Origin of the sequence: Streptomyces paradoxus (genome assembly GCF_014202475.1) — a bacterium.
Taxonomy (GTDB): Bacteria; Actinomycetota; Actinomycetes; order Streptomycetales; family Streptomycetaceae; genus Streptomyces; species Streptomyces paradoxus.
Genome location: NZ_JACHGV010000019.1, coordinates 90122 through 112202, shown reverse-complemented (window position 1 = coordinate 112202; position 22081 = coordinate 90122). Strand labels below are relative to the sequence as shown.

18 protein-coding genes and 1 pseudogene are annotated in these 22081 nt (G+C 72.0%); 6 read left to right on the top strand and 13 right to left on the bottom strand.

What is annotated here, in order from left to right; all coding sequences use genetic code 11:
- Positions 1 to 562 (top strand): annotated as a pseudogene (locus tag HNR57_RS37205) (molecular chaperone HtpG); the annotation flags it as partial.
- A gap of 12 nt (positions 563 to 574) precedes the next feature.
- Here HNR57_RS37205 and HNR57_RS37200 read toward each other — a convergent pair.
- From HNR57_RS37200 to HNR57_RS37190, 3 genes are all read right to left on the bottom strand, one after another.
- On the bottom strand, positions 575 to 826 hold the full coding sequence (locus HNR57_RS37200) for a twin-arginine translocase TatA/TatE family subunit (protein ID WP_184567502.1): 252 nt from the start codon (positions 824 to 826) through the stop codon (positions 575 to 577).
- Positions 814 to 1479 (bottom strand): hypothetical protein, encoded by a 666-nt coding sequence (locus HNR57_RS37195; protein ID WP_184567500.1) that lies wholly within the window; start codon positions 1477 to 1479, stop codon positions 814 to 816. Before HNR57_RS37195 ends, HNR57_RS37200 begins: the two co-directional genes overlap by 13 nt.
- A gap of 79 nt (positions 1480 to 1558) precedes the next feature.
- Positions 1559 to 2134: a TerD family protein gene (locus HNR57_RS37190; RefSeq protein ID WP_107457539.1), complete on the bottom strand. Its 576-nt coding sequence runs from the start codon at positions 2132 to 2134 to the stop codon at positions 1559 to 1561.
- Positions 2135 to 2279: 145 nt separating this feature from the next.
- Here HNR57_RS37190 and HNR57_RS37185 point away from each other — a divergent pair, with 145 nt between their 5' ends.
- Together HNR57_RS37185 and HNR57_RS37180 are read left to right on the top strand one after the other, a co-directional pair.
- Positions 2280 to 2666: a BlaI/MecI/CopY family transcriptional regulator gene (locus tag HNR57_RS37185; RefSeq protein WP_184567498.1), complete on the top strand. Its 387-nt coding sequence runs from the start codon at positions 2280 to 2282 to the stop codon at positions 2664 to 2666.
- Between the two features lie 6 nt (positions 2667 to 2672).
- Positions 2673 to 3641 carry a M56 family metallopeptidase gene (locus tag HNR57_RS37180; RefSeq protein WP_184567496.1) on the top strand — a complete coding sequence of 323 codons (969 nt, stop codon included), beginning with the start codon at positions 2673 to 2675 and terminating at the stop codon, positions 3639 to 3641.
- On the opposite strand, the gene HNR57_RS41025 is transcribed toward HNR57_RS37180, so the two are convergent.
- The 6 genes from HNR57_RS41025 to HNR57_RS37150 form a co-directional block, all read right to left on the bottom strand.
- Positions 3613 to 4038: a hypothetical protein gene (locus HNR57_RS41025; protein WP_376772333.1), complete on the bottom strand. Its 426-nt coding sequence runs from the start codon at positions 4036 to 4038 to the stop codon at positions 3613 to 3615. The genes HNR57_RS37180 and HNR57_RS41025 overlap by 29 nt on opposite strands.
- Before the next feature lie 147 nt (positions 4039 to 4185).
- On the bottom strand, positions 4186 to 6651 hold the full coding sequence (locus HNR57_RS37170) for a carbohydrate-binding protein (RefSeq protein ID WP_184567494.1): 2466 nt from the start codon (positions 6649 to 6651) through the stop codon (positions 4186 to 4188).
- An 88-nt stretch (positions 6652 to 6739) separates the two neighbouring features.
- Positions 6740 to 7564: a carbohydrate ABC transporter permease gene (locus HNR57_RS37165; protein ID WP_184567492.1), complete on the bottom strand. Its 825-nt coding sequence runs from the start codon at positions 7562 to 7564 to the stop codon at positions 6740 to 6742.
- Positions 7561 to 8484: a carbohydrate ABC transporter permease gene (locus HNR57_RS37160; protein ID WP_184567490.1), complete on the bottom strand. Its 924-nt coding sequence runs from the start codon at positions 8482 to 8484 to the stop codon at positions 7561 to 7563. The genes HNR57_RS37165 and HNR57_RS37160 overlap by 4 nt, the downstream gene beginning before the upstream one ends.
- A gap of 2 nt (positions 8485 to 8486) precedes the next feature.
- Complete coding sequence (locus HNR57_RS37155) at positions 8487 to 9812, bottom strand: ABC transporter substrate-binding protein (protein ID WP_184567488.1); 1326 nt, start codon at positions 9810 to 9812, stop codon at positions 8487 to 8489.
- A gap of 75 nt (positions 9813 to 9887) precedes the next feature.
- Complete coding sequence (locus tag HNR57_RS37150; protein WP_184567486.1) at positions 9888 to 10925, bottom strand: LacI family DNA-binding transcriptional regulator; 1038 nt, start codon at positions 10923 to 10925, stop codon at positions 9888 to 9890.
- A 133-nt stretch (positions 10926 to 11058) separates the two neighbouring features.
- Here HNR57_RS37150 and HNR57_RS37145 point away from each other — a divergent pair, with 133 nt between their 5' ends.
- Positions 11059 to 13164, top strand: coding sequence for an alpha-galactosidase (locus HNR57_RS37145; protein WP_184567517.1), 2106 nt, complete (start codon positions 11059 to 11061; stop codon positions 13162 to 13164).
- Positions 13165 to 13174: 10 nt separating this feature from the next.
- Here the strand turns inward: HNR57_RS37145 and HNR57_RS37140 are convergent, their stop codons facing one another.
- The 4 genes from HNR57_RS37140 to HNR57_RS37125 form a co-directional block, all read right to left on the bottom strand.
- Positions 13175 to 14272 carry an acyltransferase family protein gene (locus HNR57_RS37140; RefSeq protein ID WP_246555354.1) on the bottom strand — a complete coding sequence of 366 codons (1098 nt, stop codon included), beginning with the start codon at positions 14270 to 14272 and terminating at the stop codon, positions 13175 to 13177.
- A gap of 226 nt (positions 14273 to 14498) precedes the next feature.
- Positions 14499 to 16136, bottom strand: a complete 1638-nt coding sequence (locus HNR57_RS37135; RefSeq protein WP_184567482.1) for a cellulase family glycosylhydrolase — start codon at positions 16134 to 16136, stop codon at positions 14499 to 14501.
- Positions 16137 to 16261: 125 nt separating this feature from the next.
- Complete coding sequence (locus tag HNR57_RS37130) at positions 16262 to 17371, bottom strand: GDSL-type esterase/lipase family protein (RefSeq protein ID WP_184567479.1); 1110 nt, start codon at positions 17369 to 17371, stop codon at positions 16262 to 16264.
- A gap of 157 nt (positions 17372 to 17528) precedes the next feature.
- Positions 17529 to 18242 (bottom strand): VOC family protein, encoded by a 714-nt coding sequence (locus HNR57_RS37125; protein ID WP_184567477.1) that lies wholly within the window; start codon positions 18240 to 18242, stop codon positions 17529 to 17531.
- 256 nt (positions 18243 to 18498) lie between these two features.
- Here HNR57_RS37125 and efeU point away from each other — a divergent pair, with 256 nt between their 5' ends.
- Together efeU and efeB are read left to right on the top strand one after the other, a co-directional pair.
- On the top strand, positions 18499 to 20559 hold the full coding sequence (efeU, locus tag HNR57_RS37120) for an iron uptake transporter permease EfeU (protein ID WP_184567475.1): 2061 nt from the start codon (positions 18499 to 18501) through the stop codon (positions 20557 to 20559).
- Between the two features lie 50 nt (positions 20560 to 20609).
- Complete coding sequence (gene efeB / locus HNR57_RS37115) at positions 20610 to 21884, top strand: iron uptake transporter deferrochelatase/peroxidase subunit (protein ID WP_184567473.1); 1275 nt, start codon at positions 20610 to 20612, stop codon at positions 21882 to 21884.
- Positions 21885 to 22081 lie beyond the last annotated feature (197 nt).

The following is a 22081-nucleotide window of genomic DNA, read 5'->3' as shown; positions in this document are numbered from 1 at the left end:
GCACATGGAGGCGTTCCGGGACAAGGGCATCGAGGTCCTGCTGCTCACCGACGCCGTCGACGAGGTCTGGGTCGACGCCGTCGGCGAGTACGAGGGCAAGAAGCTGCGGTCCGTCACCAAGGGCGAGATCGACCTCGACGGCGAGGGCGGGGAGAAGGCCGGCGAGGAGCGCGAGAAGCAGGCCGAGGAGTACGCCGGGCTGCTCGGCTGGATACGCGAGCAGCTCGACGAGGACATCAAGGAGGTCCGCCTCTCCACGCGGCTCACGGTGTCCCCGGCCTGCGTCGTCTCGGACGCGCACGACCTGACCCCGGCCCTGGAGCAGATGTACCGGGCGATGGGCCAGGAGGTGCCGCGCACCAAGCGGATCCTGGAGCTCAACCCCGGCCACCCGCTGGTGAAGGGCCTGCACGAGGCGTACGGGGCGAGCGAGGACCGCACGGAGCTCGCCGAGTCCGCCGAGCTGCTCCACACCCTGGCGGTGCTCGCGGAGGGCGGCCAGCCCAAGGACCCGGCGCGCTTCGTCAGGCTCGTGGCCGACCGCCTGGAGCGCACGCTGTAGGCGCTGGGCGGATCAGGGGTGGTCCGGGGCGCCCGCCGCCCGGGCGCCGGGCGGGGTCGTGCCGGTGCCCGGCGGGACGATCTCGCCCTGGACCACCCGCGGCGCGGGGGCCGTCCCGGCCTCCTCGTCCTTCGCCGCGCGGGCCTCGGCCTTGAGGATGCGGGCCGCCTTGCCGGCCGAGCGGGTCAGCTCGGGGAGCTTCTTCATCCCGATGACGGCTATGACGACGATGAGAATGATCGCGAACTCGCTCAGTCCGAACATGGTGTCCTGTCCTCTCTCGCCCGGGCCGGGCACGGCGTGAGCGTATCGGGCGGGGAGCACGGCGTGATCGCCGTACCGGAATGCGGCAGCAGGTGCCGGAGCAGGTGCGGCAGCAGCCCGCGGTCGAGCAGCTCCTGCCGCCAGACCAGCCGGGCGTGCTCCACCTGGTCGGCGGCCGGGGGCACACCGCTGCGGCGCAGGGCCGTGTGCAGCAGGGCGGCCAGGGCGACGAGGCCGGTCACGGCCGCCACGAGCGCCAGGGTCCAGCCGGCCGCGACGAGTGAGCCGGGCAGGGGGCCGAGGGCGTCGGCGAGGTGCAGCAGGCCGCCGGTCAGGAGCAGCGCCGCGGCGGACGTGCCCGCCACGAGCGGTGTGAGCACCGCGAGGGCCGGCAGCAGGTCGCCCGTGCCGAGCAGGCGCCGCTGTTCCCGCCGGGCCGCCCTGCGCACGGCGAGGTAGGAGCGGTACGGCCCCTCGGCCGCAGCCGCGATGTGGTCGGCGTGGGCGAGCGCGTGGGCGCGCAGGTGCGCTGCCCCCCGGCCGGCCGGGTCGGCGCCCAGGGCGTCACGGATGTCCGCGGTGCCCAGCGCGTGGTGCAGTACGGCTTCGAAGTCCGCGCGGTCCTCCGGGCGGAGGCGGGACGGGTCGGCCACGTGGTCTCCCGGTCGGTTGCTGATGCGGGCGCAGGACCCGGCCGCACGCGGTCGGGCCCGGCGGCGCGGTCGGTCCGTGTCAGACGTTGACGCCGAAGTCGGCGGCGATACCGGCGAGCCCCGAGGCGTAGCCCTGGCCGACCGCGCGGAACTTCCACTCGGCGCCGTGCCGGTAGAGCTCGCCGAAGACCATCGCGGTCTCGGTCGAGGCGTCCTCCGACAGGTCGTAGCGGGCGATCTCCTGGCCGCCCGCCTGGTTCACGACCCGGATGAAGGCGTTGCGGACCTGCCCGAAGCTCTGGCCGCGGTTCTCGGCGTCGTGGATGGACACCGGGAAGACGATCTTGTCGATCTCGGCCGGCACGGCGGCGAGGTTCACCTTGACGGACTCGTCGTCGCCCTCGCCCTCACCGGTGAGGTTGTCGCCGGTGTGCTCGACCGAACCGTCCGGGCTCTTGAGGTTGTTGTAGAAGACGAAGTGCTGGTCCGAGGGGACCTTGCCGGAGGCGTCCAGGAGCAGGGCGGAGGCGTCGAGGTCGTAGTCGGTGCCGGTGGTCGTGCGTACGTCCCAGCCCAGGCCGACCAGGACGGCGGTCAGACCGGGCGCCTCCTTGCTGAGCGAGACGTTGCCGCCCTTGGACAGGGAAACTCCCACGGGGTACTCCTTCTTGAGCGCTTGACGTGTGCGATGCGGATGCCACTCTGAAATCTACAGCAATGTAGAAGCAGGCGGGATCGGTCCGGCGGATCTATACGATGTCCGCAAGGGCAGCGCAGGGCGGCGAAAGCGAGGCAGGGCGGTGACGGGTCCCGGGCAGCGTCCCCGGCGGGGACAGGGTGAGCTGGAGGCGCTGGTGCTGTCGGTGCTGCGGGAGGCGGACGGCCCGGCGACGGCCGGCTGGGTGCAGGAACGCCTCGGCGGCGACCTGGCGTACACGACGGTGATCACGATCCTGACCCGGCTGCTGGGCAAGGGCGCGGTCACCCGGGAGCGGGTCGGCCGGTCCTTCGCCTGGACACCGGCCTCGGACCAGGCGGGCCTGGCCGCCCGCAAGATGCGCAAGGTGCTGGACGCCGAGAGCGACCGCGGGGCCGTGCTGGCCAGCTTCGTCACCGGCCTCGGCCCGGACGAGGAGCGGCTGCTGCGGGACCTGCTGGATCAGGCCCAGAGCGAAGGGGAAGACTGAAGCCTCATGGGGGTCTTCGTCTTTCTGCCACTGATCCTGCCGCTCACCGCCTGGCCGGTCGCCCGCCTCGCCGAACAGCATCTGCATCCGCGCACCGCGACCCGGCTGCTGACGGCGCTGGCCGTGGTGCTGGCCCTGTGCAGCACGGTGTGCCTGGCCCTGGTGATGGTCGTCGGCACCGCGCAACTGCCCGGCAACCCGCTGCCGGACGGCTGGTCCGACCCCGAGGTGCGGGCGGCGGTGCCGTACGACGAGGTCGTGGGCAAGGCCGCGATTCCCGCGCTGTGCGCGGTCGTTGTGGCGTGTGTCCGGACGGCGCGGCGGCACGGGCGGGTTCGCCGCCAGGCGCATCGCGCTCTGGCCGGGCTGCGGGAGACGGAGGTGGCGGTGCTGCCCGACGCCGTGCCCTACGCGTACGCGCTGCCGCCCGGGGGACGCCGGGGCGGTGGGGTGCCGCGCGCCGGCGCCGGGCGTGGCCGTGTCGTGGTGACCACGGCCCTGCTGGACCGGCTCCGGCCGGCCGAGCGGCGGGCCCTGTTCGCCCATGAGCGGGCGCACCTCGCCGCACGTCACGACCGATTCCTGCTCGCCGTGCAACTGGCGGCCCGCGCCAACCCGTTCCTGCGGCCGCTGCGTACCGCCGTGGCGTACACGGCGGAGCGGTGGGCGGACGAGGATGCGGCCCGGGTGATCGGCAGCCGCCGTACGGTGGCGCGGGCGATCGGCACGGCCGCGCTCGTCTCACGGGGCACCCCGCTGCCCACCCTCGCGGGACTCGCGGCTCCCGGACCGGTGCCGCGCCGGGTGGCGGCGCTGCTCGGCCCGGCCCCCGCCGTGCGCCACTGGCCGCCTGCGTTCACCGCGGTCGGAGCGGCGGCGTGGGGCGCGGCCGCCGGGACGGCCGTCTCGGCGATGTCGTCCGCGAACTCGGCGGTCACGATGGTCCTCATCCTGCACGCGGCAACGCCCCTCTGACGAGCCGGAGGCCCGTCCCCGGCGCGCACGGAGCTGCCGGGGCGGGCGCGAAGCGCAGAGGGTTCTCGCGTCTGACGCGTGAGCTCAGCGCTGTCCGTCGGGGCGGGGTAGGTGCTCTGGGCCGGATCCCGACCGAGCCGGACGACCCCAGCCTTCGCCCCGTCTGCCGCAAGCGCGGAGGGGGCTCGCGTTCGACGTGTGCGCTCAGCGCGGTCCGCTGTGGCGGGACAGGGCCGGGCGCGAAGGGCAGAGGGTGAGCCCTGCCTGTCGCGCCCGTCGCCCTTGTCCTTCGGCCCGCCACCGACAGCTCGGTGCGCACCCCGAGGACCACGCCCAGGCTCTGCCCGTGCAGCCCGGTGACCGGTGTCTCCCAGGGCACGATCACGCTGAACGGCACGCTGCGCCGTGGGTGCCGCACCGCGCGTCCCTGCGCGGCGGGATTGGCCGAAAGGGGGACCACCCTCGACGCGACGGTGCCGCAGCCCGCCTTCACGGCGGACTGCGGCACGAGGACCCGCTGACCCGACGTCAGCAGTCGCGTCGCTCAGCCCACGACCCGGCCCAGCTCGATCCGGTCGATGTTCGGCGCCCAGGCGGTGGCGTTGCCGAACGTCACCTTGTTCGCACCCTTCGCCAGATCGACCGGGACGCCGACCGTCCAGTAGTCGTCCCAGCTCCAGGTGTTCTTGAAGGTGACCTTCTGCGGTGCGGCGCCCCCGACCCGGATGTCCGCCGTACGGGACATGATGTCCGTGTTGTAGGCGTGGCCGTTGTCCCGGCGGTCGTTGTGGGCGTAGTGGACGACCAGCATGTAGCGGCCGGACCTCGGCGCGGTCACCGTGAACTCGGCAGTGCTGGAGGGGCTGTTGCCCAGCCAGCCGATGTAGGAGCCGGCGGACGCGTGCGGGCTGTCGACGAGCTTCGCGCCGCCCGCGAGCGTGGCCGAGGCTCCCTCGTAGGAGAGGGTGCCGGAGGCCGAGCCGTCGCCGGAGACGTCGAGGGAGCGGACGGCGGCGTGGCCCGACGTCATAGCGACCCGGTTGTTGCCCGCGACGAGGTACAGCCGCAGCGGGCGGCCGGGCGCCGCCGTGACCTTCTCGCCGTGCACAGAGAGCCGCACGGCCGCGGAGGTCCGCGGGGTCACCGTGTAGTAGCCGTCGCGCGGGGCGTAGACGTCGAAGACGGCCTTGTCGCCCGAGCGCAGCACCAGGGCACCCGTGCCCACACCGGCCGAGGACGAGTAGTCGTACGACGGCCTGCCGCTGATGTCCGCCAGGGTGGCCTCGTACGACGCGGAGGCCGCGCCGGTGTCACTCGTCAGGTCGATCCGGTCGAGCGTGACCTCGGCGTCGCCCTTGGCCAGCACCAACTGGTGCGTCCCCGCCTTCAGTTGGACGCGAACGTCCTTCTTGGCGCGGTAGGTCCAGTTCTCGGTGGAGGGGTAGGTGACCGTCACCGGCTCGGCGCCGTCGACGCTCAGCTTCTGCGTGGCGGGGCCGCCGGACTGGTTGCCGTACAGGATCGCGAGGTGGTACGCGCCGTCCTTCGGCACGTCCACGGTGAACGCGACCTTGCTGCCCGGCTGGTTGAGGGAGCCGACGTCCTTGGTGCCGGAGGCCGCGTAGCCGTTGGCGTTGCTCACCGTGCCCTGGGTGTAGACCTTGCCGTCGGTGACGGCGGCGTCCTCGGCCTCGTACGACGCCGACCACGGCACGGAGGCCGCGGACGGGGTGCCCGAGCCGCCGGGGGTGAGGACGATGCGGTACGCCGACATCTTGTGCAGGCCGCGCAGCGGGACCGTCGCCGAGCCGTCGTCCGCGACCTTCACCTTGGTGCGGGCCAGGACCCGCGGGGCCGCGTGCTGGCCCTCGTATCCGGACCAGGCGGCCTCGGCGACCGTCGCGGTGACCGTACGGCCGAACACCGAGCGGGGGACGTTCTTCACGACCACGTCCGCGTCGCCGTCCGCCCCTCCGAGCAGTACCTGGGCCTGGCGGCGGGAGGTGTCCAGGGAGGCGAGCCCCTGGAGGGTGTCGACCGTGTTCGGCTGCGGTGGCGTCACCTTCACGGTGTTCCCGGACAGGCCCGCGTACCAGCGGAACAGCCACCAGCCGCCGTTGGGGATGTTGGAGCGCACCACATGGCCGCTGAGATTGCCCGCGGCGTCCCAGTACGCCATGTTGGCGAACACCTTGTTGCGCTCGAACATCGACACCCACTGCACGAGCTGTCCGGGCACGGACAGGTCGCGGCGGTTGGCGTACTCGTCGATGTTGATCTTCAGGGGTGCGATGCCCGCCTCACTCTCCAGCGTGCGGTAGTCGTCGTAGTGCGCCTGGAAGTCGCGCAGGGAGCCGGAGCCGAGCTCGTGCCAGGTCATCACCTGCGGCACGACGGTCTCCCGCTTGGTGAAGGCGAGGAAGTCCTTCAACAGGCGCGTGTGATAGGCGGCTTCGTTGGGGCCGGCGATGCGCGCGTCCGGGTCGATCGCGCGGATCCGCTGGTACACCGTCTTCCAGTCCTTGAAGAACCGGTCGCGGTTCTTCTCGTACTGGGCCTGGTCCTTCACGTCGAGCTTGTACCAGATCTGGTCGGGTTCGTTGAAGGGGATGTAGACGAAGCGGTCGCTGTTCGGGTCGGCCGATATCTCCTTGACGATCTTGTCGACCTTGGGCAGGTAGTCGTCGATGCCGAGGTCCTCGTAGGGCCACTTGGCGTAGGTGTCCTGCATCATCACGTTGATCTCGCCGCCGCCGGTGCGGAAGAACGACTTCGAGACCGTGAGCGCGTCGCCGTTGGGGTGCTGGGCGCCGCCCTCCGGCTTCTGCGAGATGCTGGTGATCTTCAGGGGCTCCATCACGGCGTCGCTGGGCACTCCGTCGTCGCTGAGCCCGTAGAGGGAGCCGTTGGCGCCGAGCATCACCGGGCCCTCGGAGGCGTCGAGGTCGACGGTGAGGCGCTGCGGGTCGGCTGCGGCCGCGGGGCCGGCCGCGGGGAGGGTGGCTGCCATGGCGGCTGCTCCAAGTAGTGCTGTGATCAGGGCGGTTCTGGTACGGGATCTCGTGCGGGTGGGGGCGATCACGCTGCTGGACCTCCGGTCATTTGACGGCTCCACTGGTGATTCCGGACACGATCTTTCGCTGGCCGACGAGGAACACGGCGACCATGGGCAGGCTCATCACCACGACGTACGCGAAGACGAGGTGCCAGTTGTTGAGGTAGAGCTGGGCGCTGGCGACCTGGTAGAGGTTGAGCGGCAGGGTCGCCCGGTCTCCGCCGCCGAGGACGAAGAACGCGTAGAAGACGTCGCTCCAGGCGTAGAGCATCACCATGATCGTCGCCGTGGCGATGACCGGCCGGAGCAGGGGCAGGACGATCCGCCAGAAGATCCGCGACGGCGTAGCCCCGTCCATCCGGGCCGCCTCCTCCAGTTCCGTGGGGATGGCGCGGATGAAGCCCGTCATGAAGAAGATCGACGTCGACAGGTACATGCCGGTGTAGACGGCGATCATGCCGGGCCGGGTGCCGGCCAGGCCCAGCTGGCGCAGCTCCATCACGATGGTGATGACGGCGGGCGGCAGCAGCAGCCCGCTGATGCACAGCGCGTACGCCGCCGACACCAGCTTCGACTTCCGGCGCGCGAACACCCAGGCGGCGCCCGCGCCCAGGAGCAGCACCAGGATCACGGAAGGCACCACGACCAGCAGGGAGTTGAGGAAGCCGCGCAGCATCGCGCCCTCGGCGAGGGCGTCCGCGTAGTTGGCGGCGGGCTGCCAGTGCCGGGGCAGGTCCAGGTTCGGGTCGATCGCCTCCGCCTGCGGCTTGGCCGAGGTGACGGCGACCAGCCACAGCGGCACGCCCACGGCCAGCGCCGCCAGCAGCAGGACCAGGGCGGGACGGCCGTAGCGCCACACCGGCGTCATAGCATCTGCTCCCTTCGCCGGAGCCCCACGACCAGCGGGATCGCCACGGCCACCACGACCAGGAAGAGCACGAGACTCATCGCGGAGGCCTGCGCGTACAGGCCCTGCCCGAAGATCCGGAACATGTAGATGTTGAAGACCTCGGTGGAGGCCGCGGGCCCGCCGCCGGTCGTGGCCTGCACGATGTCGAAGGTGTTCATCGAACCGATCAGCGCCGTGGTGACGTTGAAGGTGACGGCCGGCGCGAGCATCGGCCAGCGCACCGACCAGAACGTCCGCCACGGGCCGGCACCGTCGATCCGGGCGGCTTCGAGCATGTTGCCCGGAATGCCCTTCAGCCCCGCCAGATAGATCAGCATGGCCAGGCCCATCCACTTCCAGCCGTGGATCAGGGTGACGATCACCAGCGTCCAGGTCGTCGAACCCAGCCACGGGATGTCCGTGCCCAGCACGGAGTTGACGGCACCGTCCTGGTCGAGGAGCGCCTGGAAGACGTACCCGGTCGCGAGGGCCGAGATCAGCACCGGCAGGAAGAAGACGGCCCGGAAGAACCGGTTGAAGCGGCTGTCGTCCTCCAGCAGCAGCGCCAGCACCAGCCCGAAACCGTTCTGGAACACCGCCGCCAGCAACGCGTACACCAGCGTCGTACGGATCGCGCGCAGCAGCGAACCGTCCTCGGCGATGGTCCTGAAGTTGTCCAGGCCCGTGAAGGCGATGTCCGCGTGGTACGACGACCAGTCGGTGAACGGGTAGTAGAAGTTGAGCAGGTTGGGCACCAGGAAGAACCCCGCGAAGACGGCGATCGCGGGGAGCGCGAACCACCAGGGGTGGTGCACGGCGGCGCGCGGAAGCCGTCCCACGCGCTGGGGCGTGCCGGCTGCCGATGGCTGCTTGCGTGTCCGTACGACCGTGTCCGCCATCGTCAGAACCCGGGTGCGCCCTGCGCCTTGGCCACCTGCGCGAACTGGTCCTGGATGGCCTGCGCGACCTGCTGCGGGCTCTTCTTGCCGAAGATCATGTCGGCCAGGTACAGGTGGGTGTCGGGCGCGACGATGGCCTTGGCCTGGAACACGCCGATGGCCTTCGGCAGGGCCGCGACCTGGGCCTTGGACGTCTCGGGCAGCCCGCCGGGGGTGGGCACGGACGGCCGCACGGAGGGGATCTTCATCGTCTTGATGTAGTCCGGGTAGTCCGGGCCGAGCCAGAAGGCGAGGAACTGCCGGGCCGCGTTCTGCCGCTTCTCGTCACCCGTCTTGAAGGCGACGACCCCGTTGGTCTGGTCGGGGGAGTACAGCCCGGTCGCCGAGGAGTTGGCGACGGGGAACCAGCCGATCCTCTGGTCGATCTCGGCGGTGGAGTACTTGGCCTGCAACTGGCTCTGGAACGAGGTGACGTTGAGGACCATGCCGGCCTCGCCCTTCCACAGGGCGTCGGCCTGCCCGGTGAACGTGCCCGTGCGGTAGTTCTTCTGGGCGAGCCCGGCGTCGAGCAGCTTGTCCTTGTACTTCTTGATCGCGCCGACCACGACCGGGTCGGTCCACTTCTTCTTGCCGGCGTTCAGGTCCGCCCACCACTGCCGGTCCAGGTCGGTGAGCTGGATCTGCATCTGCCACTGGAGCGGCCACTTGTCGCCGCCGGCCTCGTAGAAGGCGGCCGCTTCGGTCTTGCCGGCGACCTTGTGGCCGAGGGCGAGCAGCTCGTCGTAGGACTTGGGGAAGTCCTTCTCGGCGATGCCCGCCTGCCTGAAGACGTCCTTGTTGTAGTAGACGCCGAGCATGGCCGGGCTGGTGACGATCGCCGCGTAGCGCTTGCCGTCGATGACGCCGAGGGACTTCTCGGTGTCGCCGAGCTCGGAGACCCAGGGCTCGCCGTCGAGCGTGAGCAGGTTCTGCCGTGGCTGGACGAACGGCAGCGTGGAGATGGACGGCTGCCAGAACATCAGGTCGGGGCGGTCGCCGGAGGCCAGTTTCGTCGGCACGTTCTGCTCGTAGAGGTCCGGGATCGCCTGGGTGTCGACCTCGGCTCCGGTGGCCTTCTCGAAGGCGTCGATGACCTGCTCGGGCGCGTTGACCGTGTTCTGCGCGGTCCACATGGTCAGCTTCACGCCGTCCAGCCGTGCGGTCGGGTTCACCGCCGTCCGCTCGGCGTCGTCGGCACCGGCGTCCCCGGTGGTGGGATCACTGCACGCGGTGGCGGCCAGTCCCGCGGCACATATCAGCGCCAGGGCGGGGCGAACTCTTCTGTTCATCTCGTGCCTTTCCGGGCGGGCGGGCGGTTCGGTTCAGGGAGCGGGACTCACAACTGCGGTGCTCACAGGGGACGTTCAGGGACCGGAGGGCGGAGGGCCCGAGCTCTCCCGCACCACCAGTTCCGGTACGGACACGGGATGCGGGGCGACCGGCGCGGACTCCTCCAGGGCCCCGTGCAGCAGGGCGAACGCGGCCCGGCCGAGGCCGGTGAAGTCCAGGCGCACGGTCGTCAGGGACGGGGTGAGGAAGGCGGAGTGCGGGGCGTCGTCGAATCCGGCCACGCTGACCTCGCCCGGCACGGCGCGGCCCGTCTCGTGCAGGGCGCGGAGCACGCCGAGCGCGAGGTCGTCGTTGCCGCACAGGATCGCGGTGACGGACGGGTCCCTCGTCAGCTCCAGCGCCGCCGCGTGACCGCCCGCGGGTCCCCAACTGCTCTGCACCGGGCGGGGTTCCGGGGCGCCCGCCTCCTTCAGTGCCTGCCGCCAGCCGCTGGTGCGGGCGCTGGTGCGGCGGGTGCTGGAGGGGATGGCGACGTAGTGCACGGTCTCGTGGCCGAGGGAGAGCAGATGCCGGGTCGCCTGGTAGGCGGCCTCGCGGTCGTCGGTCCACACCCACGGGCTCTCGCCGCCGGGCGGGCTCGCCGGGGTCTCGACCACGCCCACGACCGGCAGCCCGGCGGGCACGGCATCCAGCGCCCGCACACCGGCCGGATCGTAGGCGATCACGACGATCCCGCCGCCCGCGTCCGCCGCCCGCTGCACCTCGGCGGCGACGGCCGCGTCCTCGGCGGATTCCAGCACGCCGATGCCCACCGCGTAGGACGCGGCCCGTGCGGACTCCTCGATGCCTTGCAGGATCGAGGCGTAGCCGTAGTGGGTGGTGTTCGCGGTGAGCACGGTCACGGTGCGGGTGCGCCCGCTGGCCAGAGCCAGGGCGGTGGCGTTGCGCCGGAAGCCCAGCTCCTCGATGGCGGCCAGCACCCGCTCCCGGGTGGCCGGCCGGACGCTGGGATGGCCGTTGATCACCCGCGAGACCGTTTGGTACGAGACCCCGGCGGCCGTGGCGACGTCCCTGATGCTCGCCGGGCGCCTTGTGTGACCGGTCACATTCATGCGAGGATTGTGACCGGTCACACTTGGGTCGTCAAGAGACCGTAACGAGGGATTCACGCGGACCTCCGCTTCCCGGCAACGGGGCGGGGCCAGGAGGGGGAGCACCTTGACCGGCACGGCGGATGCGGCGCACATGGCCTCCAACCAGCGGCGTGGCGAGTTCACTTGGGGGCACGAGACGCTCGACGCCCGGTTCGCCGTCGCCGCCGACGGGACCTTGCGGCTGGTCCGGCTGGCACACCCCGGCGACGATCGCCGCGCCGACCCGCAATCCTCGCTCCCGCTGGTGGAGCTCACCGCCCTCGGCCACGGCAGCGGCTGGTCCGGCCCCCGCTTCACCGGCACGGCCTTCGGCGCGCGGCTCTCCTACCGGGACCACCTGACCGGCAGCCGCGACGGCTGGGAGTGGCTGACGGTCGAACTCCACGACCCGGCAACCGGGTTGACGGCCTTCGCCGAACTCACCTCACCCACCGGCCTGCCCGTCCTGCGCTCCCGCGTCCGGCTCCGCAACGACGGCCGCGCACCCCTGGTCGTCCAGTCCGTCAGCAGCCTGCTGCTCGGCGCACTGCCCTCCCCGGACGCCCTCGACGTCCACCGGGCCCGCAACGACTGGCTCGCCGAGTGCCGCTGGTACGCCGAGCCGCTGCGCGCGTCCGTCGCCGACATCAACACGGCCGTCCACGAGCACGACAGCCGGGCCGCCCTCACCCTCACCGGGCGCGGCAGCTGGCCCACCGACGGCCATCTGGCCATGGGCGCGCTGACCGAGCGGGACGGCGGCCGGGCCTGGGCGTGGCAGGTCGAGTCCCCGGCCGGCTGGCGCTGGGACCTCGGCGAACGCGCACACGGCACCTACCTGGCGCTGAACGGGCCCACGGACGCGGAGCACCAGTGGCGGATCCGTCTCGAACCGGGAGAGGAGTTCACCACCGTCACCGGTGCCCTGGCCCTCGGCCCGGACCTCGACTCCGCGCTGGGCGCCCTCACCTCCTACCGCCGGGCGATCCGCCGCCCGCACCCGGACCACACCGCCCTCCCCGTCGTCTTCAACGACTACATGAACACCCTCATGGGCGACCCGACCACCGCCAAGCTGCTGCCGCTGATCGACGCCGCCGCCGACGCGGGCGCCGATTACTTCTGCATCGACTCCGGCTGGTACGACGACGACACCCGGGGCTGGTGGGACAGCGTCGGCGCGTGGCAGCCCTCGCCGCGGCGCTTCCCCGACGGCGGCATCCGGTCCGTCCTGGACCGGATCCGGGAGCGCGGCATGGTGCCCGGCCTGTGGCTGGAGCCGGAGGTCGTCGGGGTGCGCAGCCCCGTCGCGGCCGAGCTGCCGCCCGAGGCGTTCTTCCAGCGCGACGGCGTACGCCTCACCGAGCAGGGACGCCACCAGCTCGACCTGCGGCACCCGGCCGCCCGGGCCCACCTCGACAAGACCGTCGACCGGATCGCCGGCGACTGGGGCGTGGGCTACCTCAAGCTGGACTACAACATCGTCGTCGACCCGGGCACCCAGGCCCCCGGCGACCTCGCACCGGGAGCGGGCCTGCTCGGCCACGCCCAGGCCTACCTGGACTGGCTCTCCGGAGTCCTGGACCGCCACCCGGGCCTCGTCGTCGAGAACTGCGCCTCCGGCGGCATGCGCATGGACGGCGCCACCCTCGCCGTCGCCCAGCTCCAGTCCACCAGCGACCAGCAGGACCCGCTGAGCTACCCGCCCATCGCCGCCGCCGCGCCCACGGTGGTCCCGCCCGAGCAGGGCGCCGTCTGGGCCTACCCGCAGCCCGGGTACGACGACGACCTGATCGCCTGGACCCTCGGCGGGGCGCTCCTCGGCCGCATCCACCTCTCCGGTCACCTGAACCGCATGTCGGACCGCCAGCGGGCCCTCGTCCGGGACGCCGTGAACGTCTACAAGTCGATCCGCGGCGACCTCGCCCGGGCCCTGCCGTTCTGGCCGCTCGGCCTGCCCGGCTGGACGGATGAGTGGCTGGCCCTGGGGCTGCGGGTCCCCGGCGACGGCACGGCGTACCTCTCGGTCTGGCGGCGCGGCGGGCAGGGCGAGGTCCGCCTCCCCGTCCGGCATCTGGCGGGCCGGGCCGCCCGGGCGGAGATCCTGCACCCGTCGTCACCGGACGCGGGCTGGGCCGTGTGGGACGGGGAGGGGCTGACGGTGTCCGTGCCGCGCACGCCCGGGGTGCTGCTGATCCGGCTCGTCCCCCCGTCGTGAGAGGGGGCACTCACGCCCGTACGGCGTTCCGCTCCCGTGCCTGATCACTCGCGTTCCGGCGGAACGCCCACGCCATGTCGGGCTCCACCACCCAGCGGAACAACCGCCGCACCGGCGGGGTGCACAGTGCGGTCACCAGCACCGCGGCGGCGACTGTCACGAGGATCTCGCCCAGGGGCCGGTGCACCCACGCGGGCTCGTACCAGCCCCAGAACTTGGACCCCTGCGCGACGAAGCCGTGCAGCAGGTAGCCGTAGAGCGTGCCCGCGCCCAGCGCGGTGAACCAGGTGCGGCGGCCGGGCACCCAGGCGAGGAAGCAGGCGACCAGCACCAGCGAGCAGCCGAACGTCGCCAGTGTCATGACGGGCCCGTACCAGGAGGGCGCGGCCAGCTCCTCGGCGCTGTCGCGGTGGTAGAACCAGGCGCCGCTCATCCGCGGCACCGCCCAGTAGGCCACGGCGAGCGCGCCGGCGAAGACCGGAACGGCGAGGATCCGGGCCGAGCGGCGCCGCACCAGGTGGAAGTGCTCGGGCCGCAGCAGCAGACCGAGGACGAAGTACGGCAGGAACTGCAGCGTGCGCTGCAGATCGAGGTCGTTGCCGATGGACGGCGAGAGCGTCGCCAGCATCGCGATGACGAGGGCGATCGGCAGCGGCCACCGCACGCGCTGCCAGACCGGCGTGGTCAGCCGCCAGATGAACAGGGCCGCCAGGAACCAGGTCAGGTAGAGGGGGTCCAGCAGGCTGACCGGCCGGTCCGGCTCCTGGTCGGTCCACCGGGTGAACAGGGTGTAGGCCGTCTCGAAGACGACGTACGGCACCGCGAGCCCGGTGATCAGGCGCCTGACCCGCCCCGGGCTCGCGTCGAAGGAGCGCGAGAAATAGCCGGAGATGACGATGAACGCCGGCATGTGGAAGGCGTACACGACCATGTAGAGCGCGCCGGCCGCCCGGCTGCCGTCCCGCAGCGGCTCCCAGGCGTGCCCGATCGCCACCAGCACGATCGCCAGGTACTTGGCGTTGTCGAAGAACGCGTCCCGCCGGCCGGCCGGATCCGGCGCGGGCTGCGCCGTTCTCCGTTCCGTCCCACCGGCCGTGACCGCGCGCATGCGCAGGGTGTCCTCGCTCATCACGCCTCCCGCACGGCGTTCGGGGAACCCGGGCGGGTGCCTGTGCGTCTTACCAGGGATGCGGCGGTGGGGTGCCGGTGCGACATCCCCGCCGCCTGACCACTGCGGAACGACGTAAACCGCTTCTTCGTGTGGTGTAGCGCGGATCACAGCAGCGCGGCGCCGCCGGGCCGGAGCGCGGCGGCACCGTCGCAGGAGGGCGCGGTCAGCTCACGGAGCAGTCGGAGCCGTTGAGAGTGAAGGCCGTCGGGCTGGGGTTCGCGGCCGGCCGGGTGGCCGTGAAGCCTAGGGTGACCGAGCCCGAGGCGGGGATCGTCGCGGTGTACGAGGCGGCCGCGACGCTCACCTCGGAACCGCTCTGGGTCGCCGTGCCGCCCCACAGGTTGCTGATGCGCTGGCTGTCCGGGAAGGTCCAGCGCAGCGTCCAGCCGTTGATCGCCGACGTGCCGGTGTTGCGGAGCACGATCTCGCCCTGGAAGCCGCCGGGCCAGCTGCCCGTCACCCGGTAGCCCACACCGCAGGCCGACGGCGAGCCGCCGGGAGAGGTCGTGACCGTCACGGTGCCCGAGCGGGGCGAGCGGTTGCCGGCGGCGTCGCGGGCGTAGACGGCGAAGGTGTGGGAGGTGGCGGGGGACAGGCCGGTGAGGGTGGCGGTGGTCCGGGTGCTGCTGGTGACGGCCGTCTCGGTTGCGCCGCTGATCCGCACGACGTCGTAGCCGGTGACGCCGGTCGCGTCGGAGGCCGCGGCCCAGGTCAGGGTGGCCGACGAGGACGTCACCCCGGAGGCGGTCGGGGTGCCGGGCGCGGTCGGGGGAGTGGTGTCGCCACCGCTGCCGGAGTAGATCGCGGCCTCCTTGGCGGTGGCGGCGATGCCGTTCGCCCCGTCGAAGAGGCGCCGGCCCCAGCTCGTCAGCTGGTTCGGGTCGAAGTTCGTGACCATGTCCAGGTACTCGACCCCGCCGCCGTTGCCGCTCCACGACCAGCCGAGGTAGCCGAGGCGGAGCTGCTGGGTGACGGCCAGGATGGTGTCCTCGTCGGGGTTGCCGTCCGAGTGGTCGTGGCCGAACTCGCCGACGACGACGGGCAGTTTCGCCGTGACGAAGCGGTTCAGGTAGTCGGTGATCTCGGCGGCCGTGTCGAAGACCCCGTACATGTGGATCGAGAAGACCGTGTTGGCGTCGGGGTCGGCGGCGAAGACCGACGCGGCGTTGTCGCGCATCGTGAACGCCCAGTCCTGGCCCCAGTTGGGCGCGTCGACCATGATCGTGTGGTCGAACCCCGCGTCGCGGAGCTTCTGGATCGCGGCCTTGGTGTCCGCCGTCCACGCCGTGTAGTTGGTGTTGCCGTACGGCTCGTTGCCGATGTTGACGATGACGTAGTCCTCCTGGCCGGCCAGGGCGCTCCGCACGCTGATCCAGTAGTCGGCCGCGCGGGCGAGGGTGGTCGCCCCGCTCTGCTCGCCGTACCCCGTGGTGTCGTGCACCTCCAGGACGCAGATCAGCCGGTTCTGCTTGCACTGGGAGACCACGTTCGTCACGTCGGCGGCGTCGTTGCGGGTCCAGCGGTCACCGCTGGAGAGGACCACGCGAACGGTGTTGGCGCCCTTGGCCTTGATGTGGGCGAGGGAACTGATCCGGTCCGTGTACCAGGTGTGGGCGTGGTTGACGCCCCGCATCACGAAGTCGTTCCCGTTCGCCTCCAGGAGCCGGCCGTTCTGCACCCGGAAGCCGGTGGGCGCGGCCTGGGCCGGAGGCGCGAGGACGAGGAAGGACAGCAGGAGGGCGAGCAGGGTGGCGGCCACGGTGGCCGGGCGTGGAGGGGTGGGGGTGGGGCGGAGTCTCATGACGGCTCCATCAGTGGGGGTCGGTTGAGGCACGTTGCCGGTCGCGCTGCCGTGCTGAACGGGTCGTGCCGCCGGGCTCGGTGCGCAAGGGCCTGGCGCAGGGGGCGCCCGGCCCGGCAGGGCTGTCATGCGGCCGGTGCCGTGCCCGTGCAGGTGACGGTCGCCGCCGGGGTGCCGGCCGTTGCCGGGGTGGTGGCGACGAAGCCGAAGGTGGCGCTCGCGCCGGGGGCGAGGGTGCCGTTCCATGCCGCGTTCCGGACGGTGGCCGTGCCGTCGGCGGCCGTGGTGAGGCTGCCGTTCCAGAGCTGGGTGAGACGTGCTCCGTCCGCAGGTGCGACGGTCGCGGTCCAGCCGGGGACGGCGGCGGCCGACGTGTTCGTCACCGTCACCTCGCCCTGGTAACCGCCCTGCCAGGAGGAGACGGCCCGGAAACGCGCGGTGCAGGCGGTGGGATCCCCGCCCGGGTCACCCGGATCCCCCGGGTCCTGCGGAACGCCCGCGTCGAGCACCGCCGACAGGGCCGGGAACCAGCGGTCGGCGATCTTGTCGTCACCGGAGGCGTTGGGGTGCACGCCGTCGTAGGTGTCGGCGGCGGTGCTGAAGCCGGTCCACTGGTCGACCACGGTGACGGGGGAGCGGTCGGTGCCGGTCGCCCGGGCCCAGCCGGGAATCCGGGCGTTGAAGTCGACGACCCGCTGCGCACAGCCCGGGCAACTGCTCGGGTTCATGGGGATGAGCTGCGCGACGAGGATCCGCATGTCCGGATTCGAGGCCCTCATCTGCGCCACGAGCTTGGTGTAGGCGGCGAGGATGCGGTCGGGGGCGATGCTGCTCCACACGTCGTTCGTGCCGAAGTGCATGACAACGATGTCCGGACGGGTGGAGGCCAGCCTGCCGGGCAGCAGGTTCTGGTCCGCCACGTTGGTGACCAGTTCGCCGCCGTGCCCCTCGTTGTCCCCGTCGTGTGCCTGTCCGCAGCCCTGCGGGGGGAGGGTGCCGACGAAGTCGATGTCCTTGTACCCGCCGGCGACCAGCCGGTTCCACAGTACGGCGCGCCAGCAGCCCGGCGAGCCGGTGATGGAATCGCCGAGCGGCATGACACGCACGGGGTCCGCCGCGGGCGCGGCCGCCGCGCCCGGGGTGAACGTCATGCCCAGCGGGAGGAGCAGGGCGGCCAGGAGACCGAGAACGGACATGACGCGTAAGTGCGGGGACGAGTGGGGGGTTCTGGGCATGGTGGTCCCTTCCCATGGATGAGGTGGGAGCGCTCCCACCTCATCAAGCCACCGTTGTCATTGACGCGTCAAGAGGTGTGGCGTTCGCGGAGCCGCCCCGGGGGATCGGAAGGGGCTGCCGAAAGCGGACTCCTCGCCGGTGCGGTCGGTGGTCGCGTCACTGCTCCTTGCGGCGCACCAGGAACGACAGTCCCTCCGGGCTGCTCCACCGCGCCACGCGGCCGCCGGTCTCCTCGGGCCAGGTCGCCGAGGCCTGGCCGTCATCGTGTGCGCGGACGACGCTGTCCAGATCGTCGACGGCCACCACGAGTTCCCACCGCGGGGCGGATGCGCCGGGCCCCACTGTGGCGATGAAGTCGGCGCAGAGCAGAGGGGATCCGGTGGTCCCCTCGTAGAAGTGCCGGGCTTCGTCGGGCTGATCGCAGGCCAGGACCATGCCGTGCGGAGAACCCGCCAGGTTGGGCGGGAACCTCCAGCCGGGGAAGTGGTGCCGCTGCCAGAGGGAGAAGGCGGCGCCCACGGGGTCGATCAGTGTCGCGATGCGGCCCTGGTCGCCCGCGTCGAAGGGAGGAACGACAAGGCGAGCACCATGGGCCGTCGCCGCTTCGACACGGCGATCGATGTCGTCGACCGCCAGGTAGAAGGCGATGTGGGCGGGCGTTCCCGGCGGGTAGACCGGGTTCGCCAAGTCGCTGACACCACCGATCGGATGGCCGTCGACGGAAATCCTGGTGGCCTTGCGCCAGTCCTTCTCGTCCACGGCGAAGCGCCAGCCCAGCGTCTTGGACAGGAGGGCGGCGGTGCCGCCCGGGTCGCGGGTCTTGAGGTCCATCCAGCAGAACTCGTTCTCTGAACCCAGACGCGTCGTCATCCTGTGCTCCTTGTCGTCCCGATGCTGGGTACCGGGCGCCCGGGCTGCTCCGCAAGGGAGTTTCGGCCGCCGCGCCGACGGGCCTCGGAGAACGCCCAGCCCGTCGACCGGAAACCGTCATGACTTTTGCCGGGCCATGAGGCATTCATGACCGGATGCCCACGGAGCCCGGTCCATGATGGTCGGCGTCGGTAAGGCATGCCTTGGCTAACCTGCTTGCGCGGGCCGGGGCGTTGGGCCGGGAGGGCCGCGGTACATGTGGGACGACGCGTTTCCGAGCTTTCTGATCGGGCTCAGGGAAGGACTGGAAGCCGGGCTCGTCGTCTCCGTGCTGGTCGCCACCCTCGTGCGAGCAGGGGCCGGATCGCGGCTGCCGCAGGTGTGGACCGGCGTGCTGGCGGCGATCGCGCTGTCGATGAGCTTCGGTGCGGTTCTGACCTTCACCGCGGCCTCCCTGTCCACCACCGCGCAGGAGGCCTTCGGGGGAGCCTTGAGCATCGTCGCCGTCGCCTTCGTCACCGCGATGGTGTTCTGGATGCGGCGGTCCGCCCGCGATCTCGCGGGCGAGATCAAGGAGAAGGTCACCGAGGCCTTGGCCATGGGTGCCGGTGTCCTGGTCCTCACCTCCTTCCTCGCGGTGGGGCGCGAGGGCCTGGAGACCGCCCTGTTCCTGTGGACCGCGGCACGGGCGGCGAACGAGTCGGCCGGACCCATGACAGGCGCGGGTGCCGGGCTCGTCCTGGCGGCCCTCCTGTGCTGGGGGCTCTACCGCCGGGTGCTGCGCATCAACCTCACCCGCTTCTTCACCGTCACCGGCGCCGTCCTCGTCGTCATCGCTGCGGGCGTACTCGGCTACGGGCTGCGTGACCTCCAGGAAGGCGGGGTCCTGCCCGGCGGGACGGCGTACGCCTTCGACCTGAGCGGCAGCGTCGACGCCGGCTCCTGGTACAGCGCGCTGCTGCAGGGCGTTCTGAATCTGACTCCGGCGATGACCTGGCTCCAGGTGGCCGGGTACGCCGGGTATCTCGCCGTGGTGATGACCCTGTTCGTGGGTGGAGTGCGCGCAGTGCGCGTCGTGCCGGGGGTGCGGAGGCGTGTGCGTACCACGCCGTCCAGGCCCGGGAGCGGCTCGCCCGACCGGCCCGCCGGCCCCGCACCGGTCCGCCCCCGCTGGCTCCTCCCCGTCGCCGTCGTCGCCGTCCCCGGCCTCCTGGCCGGGCTCGTCGTGGCCCTGACACACCCCAAGCCCGCCGCCGGACAGACCGTCGCCGTCTCCGGGACGGACTGCGGGCGGGGCTTCACCGCACCCGAGCCCGGGCGGCAGGACTTCCTGATGCACAACACAGGGAATCAGACCTCCGAGGTGTACCTGATCGACCCGTCCTCGAACGCGGTCTACGGGGAGATCGAGGGGCTGGCCCCCGGAACCACCCGGGACCTGGTCGCGACGGTGGCGGGCGGAACGTACGCCTGGCGCTGTGTGCCGGCCGGCGGCAAGGCCGTCACCTCGAAGGCGGTCCGGGTCGGCGGCGCCCCCGGCGCGCACGCCGTCGCCCCCGTCTCCGAGCGGGATCTCGCCGCGCCGCTCAAGGCGTACCGGGCGTACGTGGACCGGGGTCTGGCGACCCTCGTCACCCGGACCCGGAAGCTCAGTGCCGACATCCGCGCCGGGCACCTGGACACCGCCCGCACCGACTGGCTGACGGCCCACCGCACCTACGCCTCCCTCGGCGCCGCCTACGGCACCTTCGAGGACTTCGACCAGAAGATCGACGGGCGTCCCGACGGCCTGCCGGGCGGCGTGCACGACAAGGACTTCACCGGCTTCCTCCGCATCGAGTACGGGCTGTGGCACGGTGAACCGGCGGCCGGACTGAGGGGCGCGGCACAGCAGTTGGCCGAGGACAGTGCCGGACTGCGCAAGGCCTTCCCGCACCAGGACTTCGACCCCTCCGACCTGCCCCTGCGCGCCCACGAGATCCTGGAGAACACCCTCCAGTTCGAACTGACCGGCGACACCGACCAGGGCAGCGGCACCGGACTGGCCACTGCCGACGCCAACCTCGCCGGCACCCGCGAACTGCTGGCCGTACTCAAGCCGTTGCTCACCCCGCGCGCCACCCGCCTTCTGCCCACCGTCGACGCGGACATCGCACGCCTGCAGAAGCTGCTCGACTCCGCACACCACGGGACCGGCTGGACTCCCGTCGGCCGGCTGGACCGCGTAGCGAAGGCCCGGCTCGACGGGGCCACGGGGCAACTCCTCGAAGACCTCTCGCCGGTGCCGGACCTGCTCGAAGTCAGGAGGTCGGCATGAGCACCCGGCGACGGAACCACCCGACAGAGAACTCCGAAGGGAACCCCCTCATGCCGTCCGCCGACACGCCGCCGCCGGGCTGCCCCGCCCACGCCGGCCGCCGCTCCTTCGTGAAGACGGCCCTGGGCGCCGGAGCGGCCGGAGCCGTCCTTGCCGGGGGCGCAATCGCACTCGCCGAGAGCGGCGGCGCGCAAGCCCGGGCGGGCGAGCCGCGGAGCGCCGCCCCGGTGGCCTTTCACGGAACACACCAGGCCGGGATACTCACCCCCGCTCAAACGGCCGCCGCCTTCGTCTCCTTCGACGTCATCGCCGAGGGCCGTGCCGAACTGGCCGATCTGATGAGGACCCTCACCGGGCGGGCCCGCTTCCTCACCTCCGGCGGCACACCCGAGGACCTCGGCGTCGGTGCCCCGCCCTCGGACAACGGCATCCTGGGCCCGGTCGTCCCGGCCGACGCGCTCACCGTCACCGTGGGGGTCGGCGCCTCCCTGTTCGACGACCGGTTCGGACTCGCGCGGGCCAAGCCGCGCCGGCTCACGCCCATGCGGACCTTCCCCAACGACGACCTGAACCCCGCCGAGTGCCACGGCGACCTGTCCCTGCAGATCTGCGCGGCCCGCCAGGACACCGTGCTGCACGCGCTGCGCGACATCGCCAAGCACACCCGGGGCGCGCTGCAGATCCGGTGGCGCGTCGACGGGTTCCAGAACGTGCCCCGGCCCAGCGGCACCCAGCGCAACCTGCTGGGCTTCAAGGACGGCATCGTCAACCCGGACGTCGCGTCGGCCCGCGAGATGGACCACCTGGTGTGGGTCGGCGAGGGACAGGGCGAGCCCTCCTGGGCGGCCGGCGGCAGCTACCAGGTCGTCCGGATCATCCGGATGCTCGTGGAGTTCTGGGACCGGGTCTCGCTGTCCGAGCAGGAGCTGATGTTCGGCCGGCGCAAGGACACCGGCGCCCCGCTGGACGGCGCCCGGGAGACCGACAGTCCCGACTACGCCAAGGACCCGCACGGCACGGCGATCCCGCTCGACGCACACATCCGGCTCGCCAACCCGCGCACCGCGAAGACCGGCAACTCCCGGATCCTGCGCCGGGGATACAACTACGACCGAGGCGTCGACGACGTCGGCAACCTCGACATGGGGCTGGTCTTCTGCTGCTACCAGCAGGACGTGCGCCGCCAGTTCGAGGCCACGCAGACCCGGCTGATCGACGAGCCCCTCGTCGACTACATCTCCCCGACCGGCGGCGGCTACTTCTTCGCTCTGCCCGGCGTGCGGGACTCCGCCGACTGGCTGGGCAGAGGGCTGCTCTCGGCCTGACGCGCGAGGCCCCGGCTCAAGTTCCGTCCGTGTCAGGAGTGTTGACCGCGCATTAAGCACCACGGCACCCGGGACACCACCGGCCCCGCGCACCGGCACCGACAACCAGATCGCCCTGCTGGCCCCCGACGGCACACCCACCCGGCGCGGCCGCATCCACCCCCTCACCGTCGAGGGCGCCCGTGCCGCCTCCTGGC

Excerpts from the sequence above, each read along its gene's own strand:
- HNR57_RS37200 (WP_184567502.1), bottom strand. The coding sequence starts at position 826 with ATGTTCGGACTGAGCGAGTTCGCGATCATTCTCATCGTCGTCATAGCC.
- HNR57_RS37180 (WP_184567496.1), top strand. The coding sequence starts at position 2,673 with ATGGGGGTCTTCGTCTTTCTGCCACTGATCCTGCCGCTCACCGCCTGG.
- HNR57_RS37170 (WP_184567494.1), bottom strand. The coding sequence starts at position 6,651 with ATGGCAGCCACCCTCCCCGCGGCCGGCCCCGCGGCCGCAGCCGACCCG.
- HNR57_RS37165 (WP_184567492.1), bottom strand. The coding sequence starts at position 7,564 with ATGACGCCGGTGTGGCGCTACGGCCGTCCCGCCCTGGTCCTGCTGCTG.
- HNR57_RS37160 (WP_184567490.1), bottom strand. The coding sequence starts at position 8,484 with ATGGCGGACACGGTCGTACGGACACGCAAGCAGCCATCGGCAGCCGGC.
- HNR57_RS37155 (WP_184567488.1), bottom strand. The coding sequence starts at position 9,812 with ATGAACAGAAGAGTTCGCCCCGCCCTGGCGCTGATATGTGCCGCGGGA.
- HNR57_RS37150 (WP_184567486.1), bottom strand. The coding sequence starts at position 10,925 with ATGAATGTGACCGGTCACACAAGGCGCCCGGCGAGCATCAGGGACGTC.
- HNR57_RS37145 (WP_184567517.1), top strand. The coding sequence starts at position 11,059 with ATGGCCTCCAACCAGCGGCGTGGCGAGTTCACTTGGGGGCACGAGACG.
- HNR57_RS37140 (WP_246555354.1), bottom strand. The coding sequence starts at position 14,272 with ATGCGCGCGGTCACGGCCGGTGGGACGGAACGGAGAACGGCGCAGCCC.
- HNR57_RS37135 (WP_184567482.1), bottom strand. The coding sequence starts at position 16,136 with ATGAGACTCCGCCCCACCCCCACCCCTCCACGCCCGGCCACCGTGGCC.
- HNR57_RS37130 (WP_184567479.1), bottom strand. The coding sequence starts at position 17,371 with ATGCCCAGAACCCCCCACTCGTCCCCGCACTTACGCGTCATGTCCGTT.
- HNR57_RS37125 (WP_184567477.1), bottom strand. The coding sequence starts at position 18,242 with ATGACGACGCGTCTGGGTTCAGAGAACGAGTTCTGCTGGATGGACCTC.
- efeU (WP_184567475.1), top strand. The coding sequence starts at position 18,499 with ATGTGGGACGACGCGTTTCCGAGCTTTCTGATCGGGCTCAGGGAAGGA.
- efeB (WP_184567473.1), top strand. The coding sequence starts at position 20,610 with ATGCCGTCCGCCGACACGCCGCCGCCGGGCTGCCCCGCCCACGCCGGC.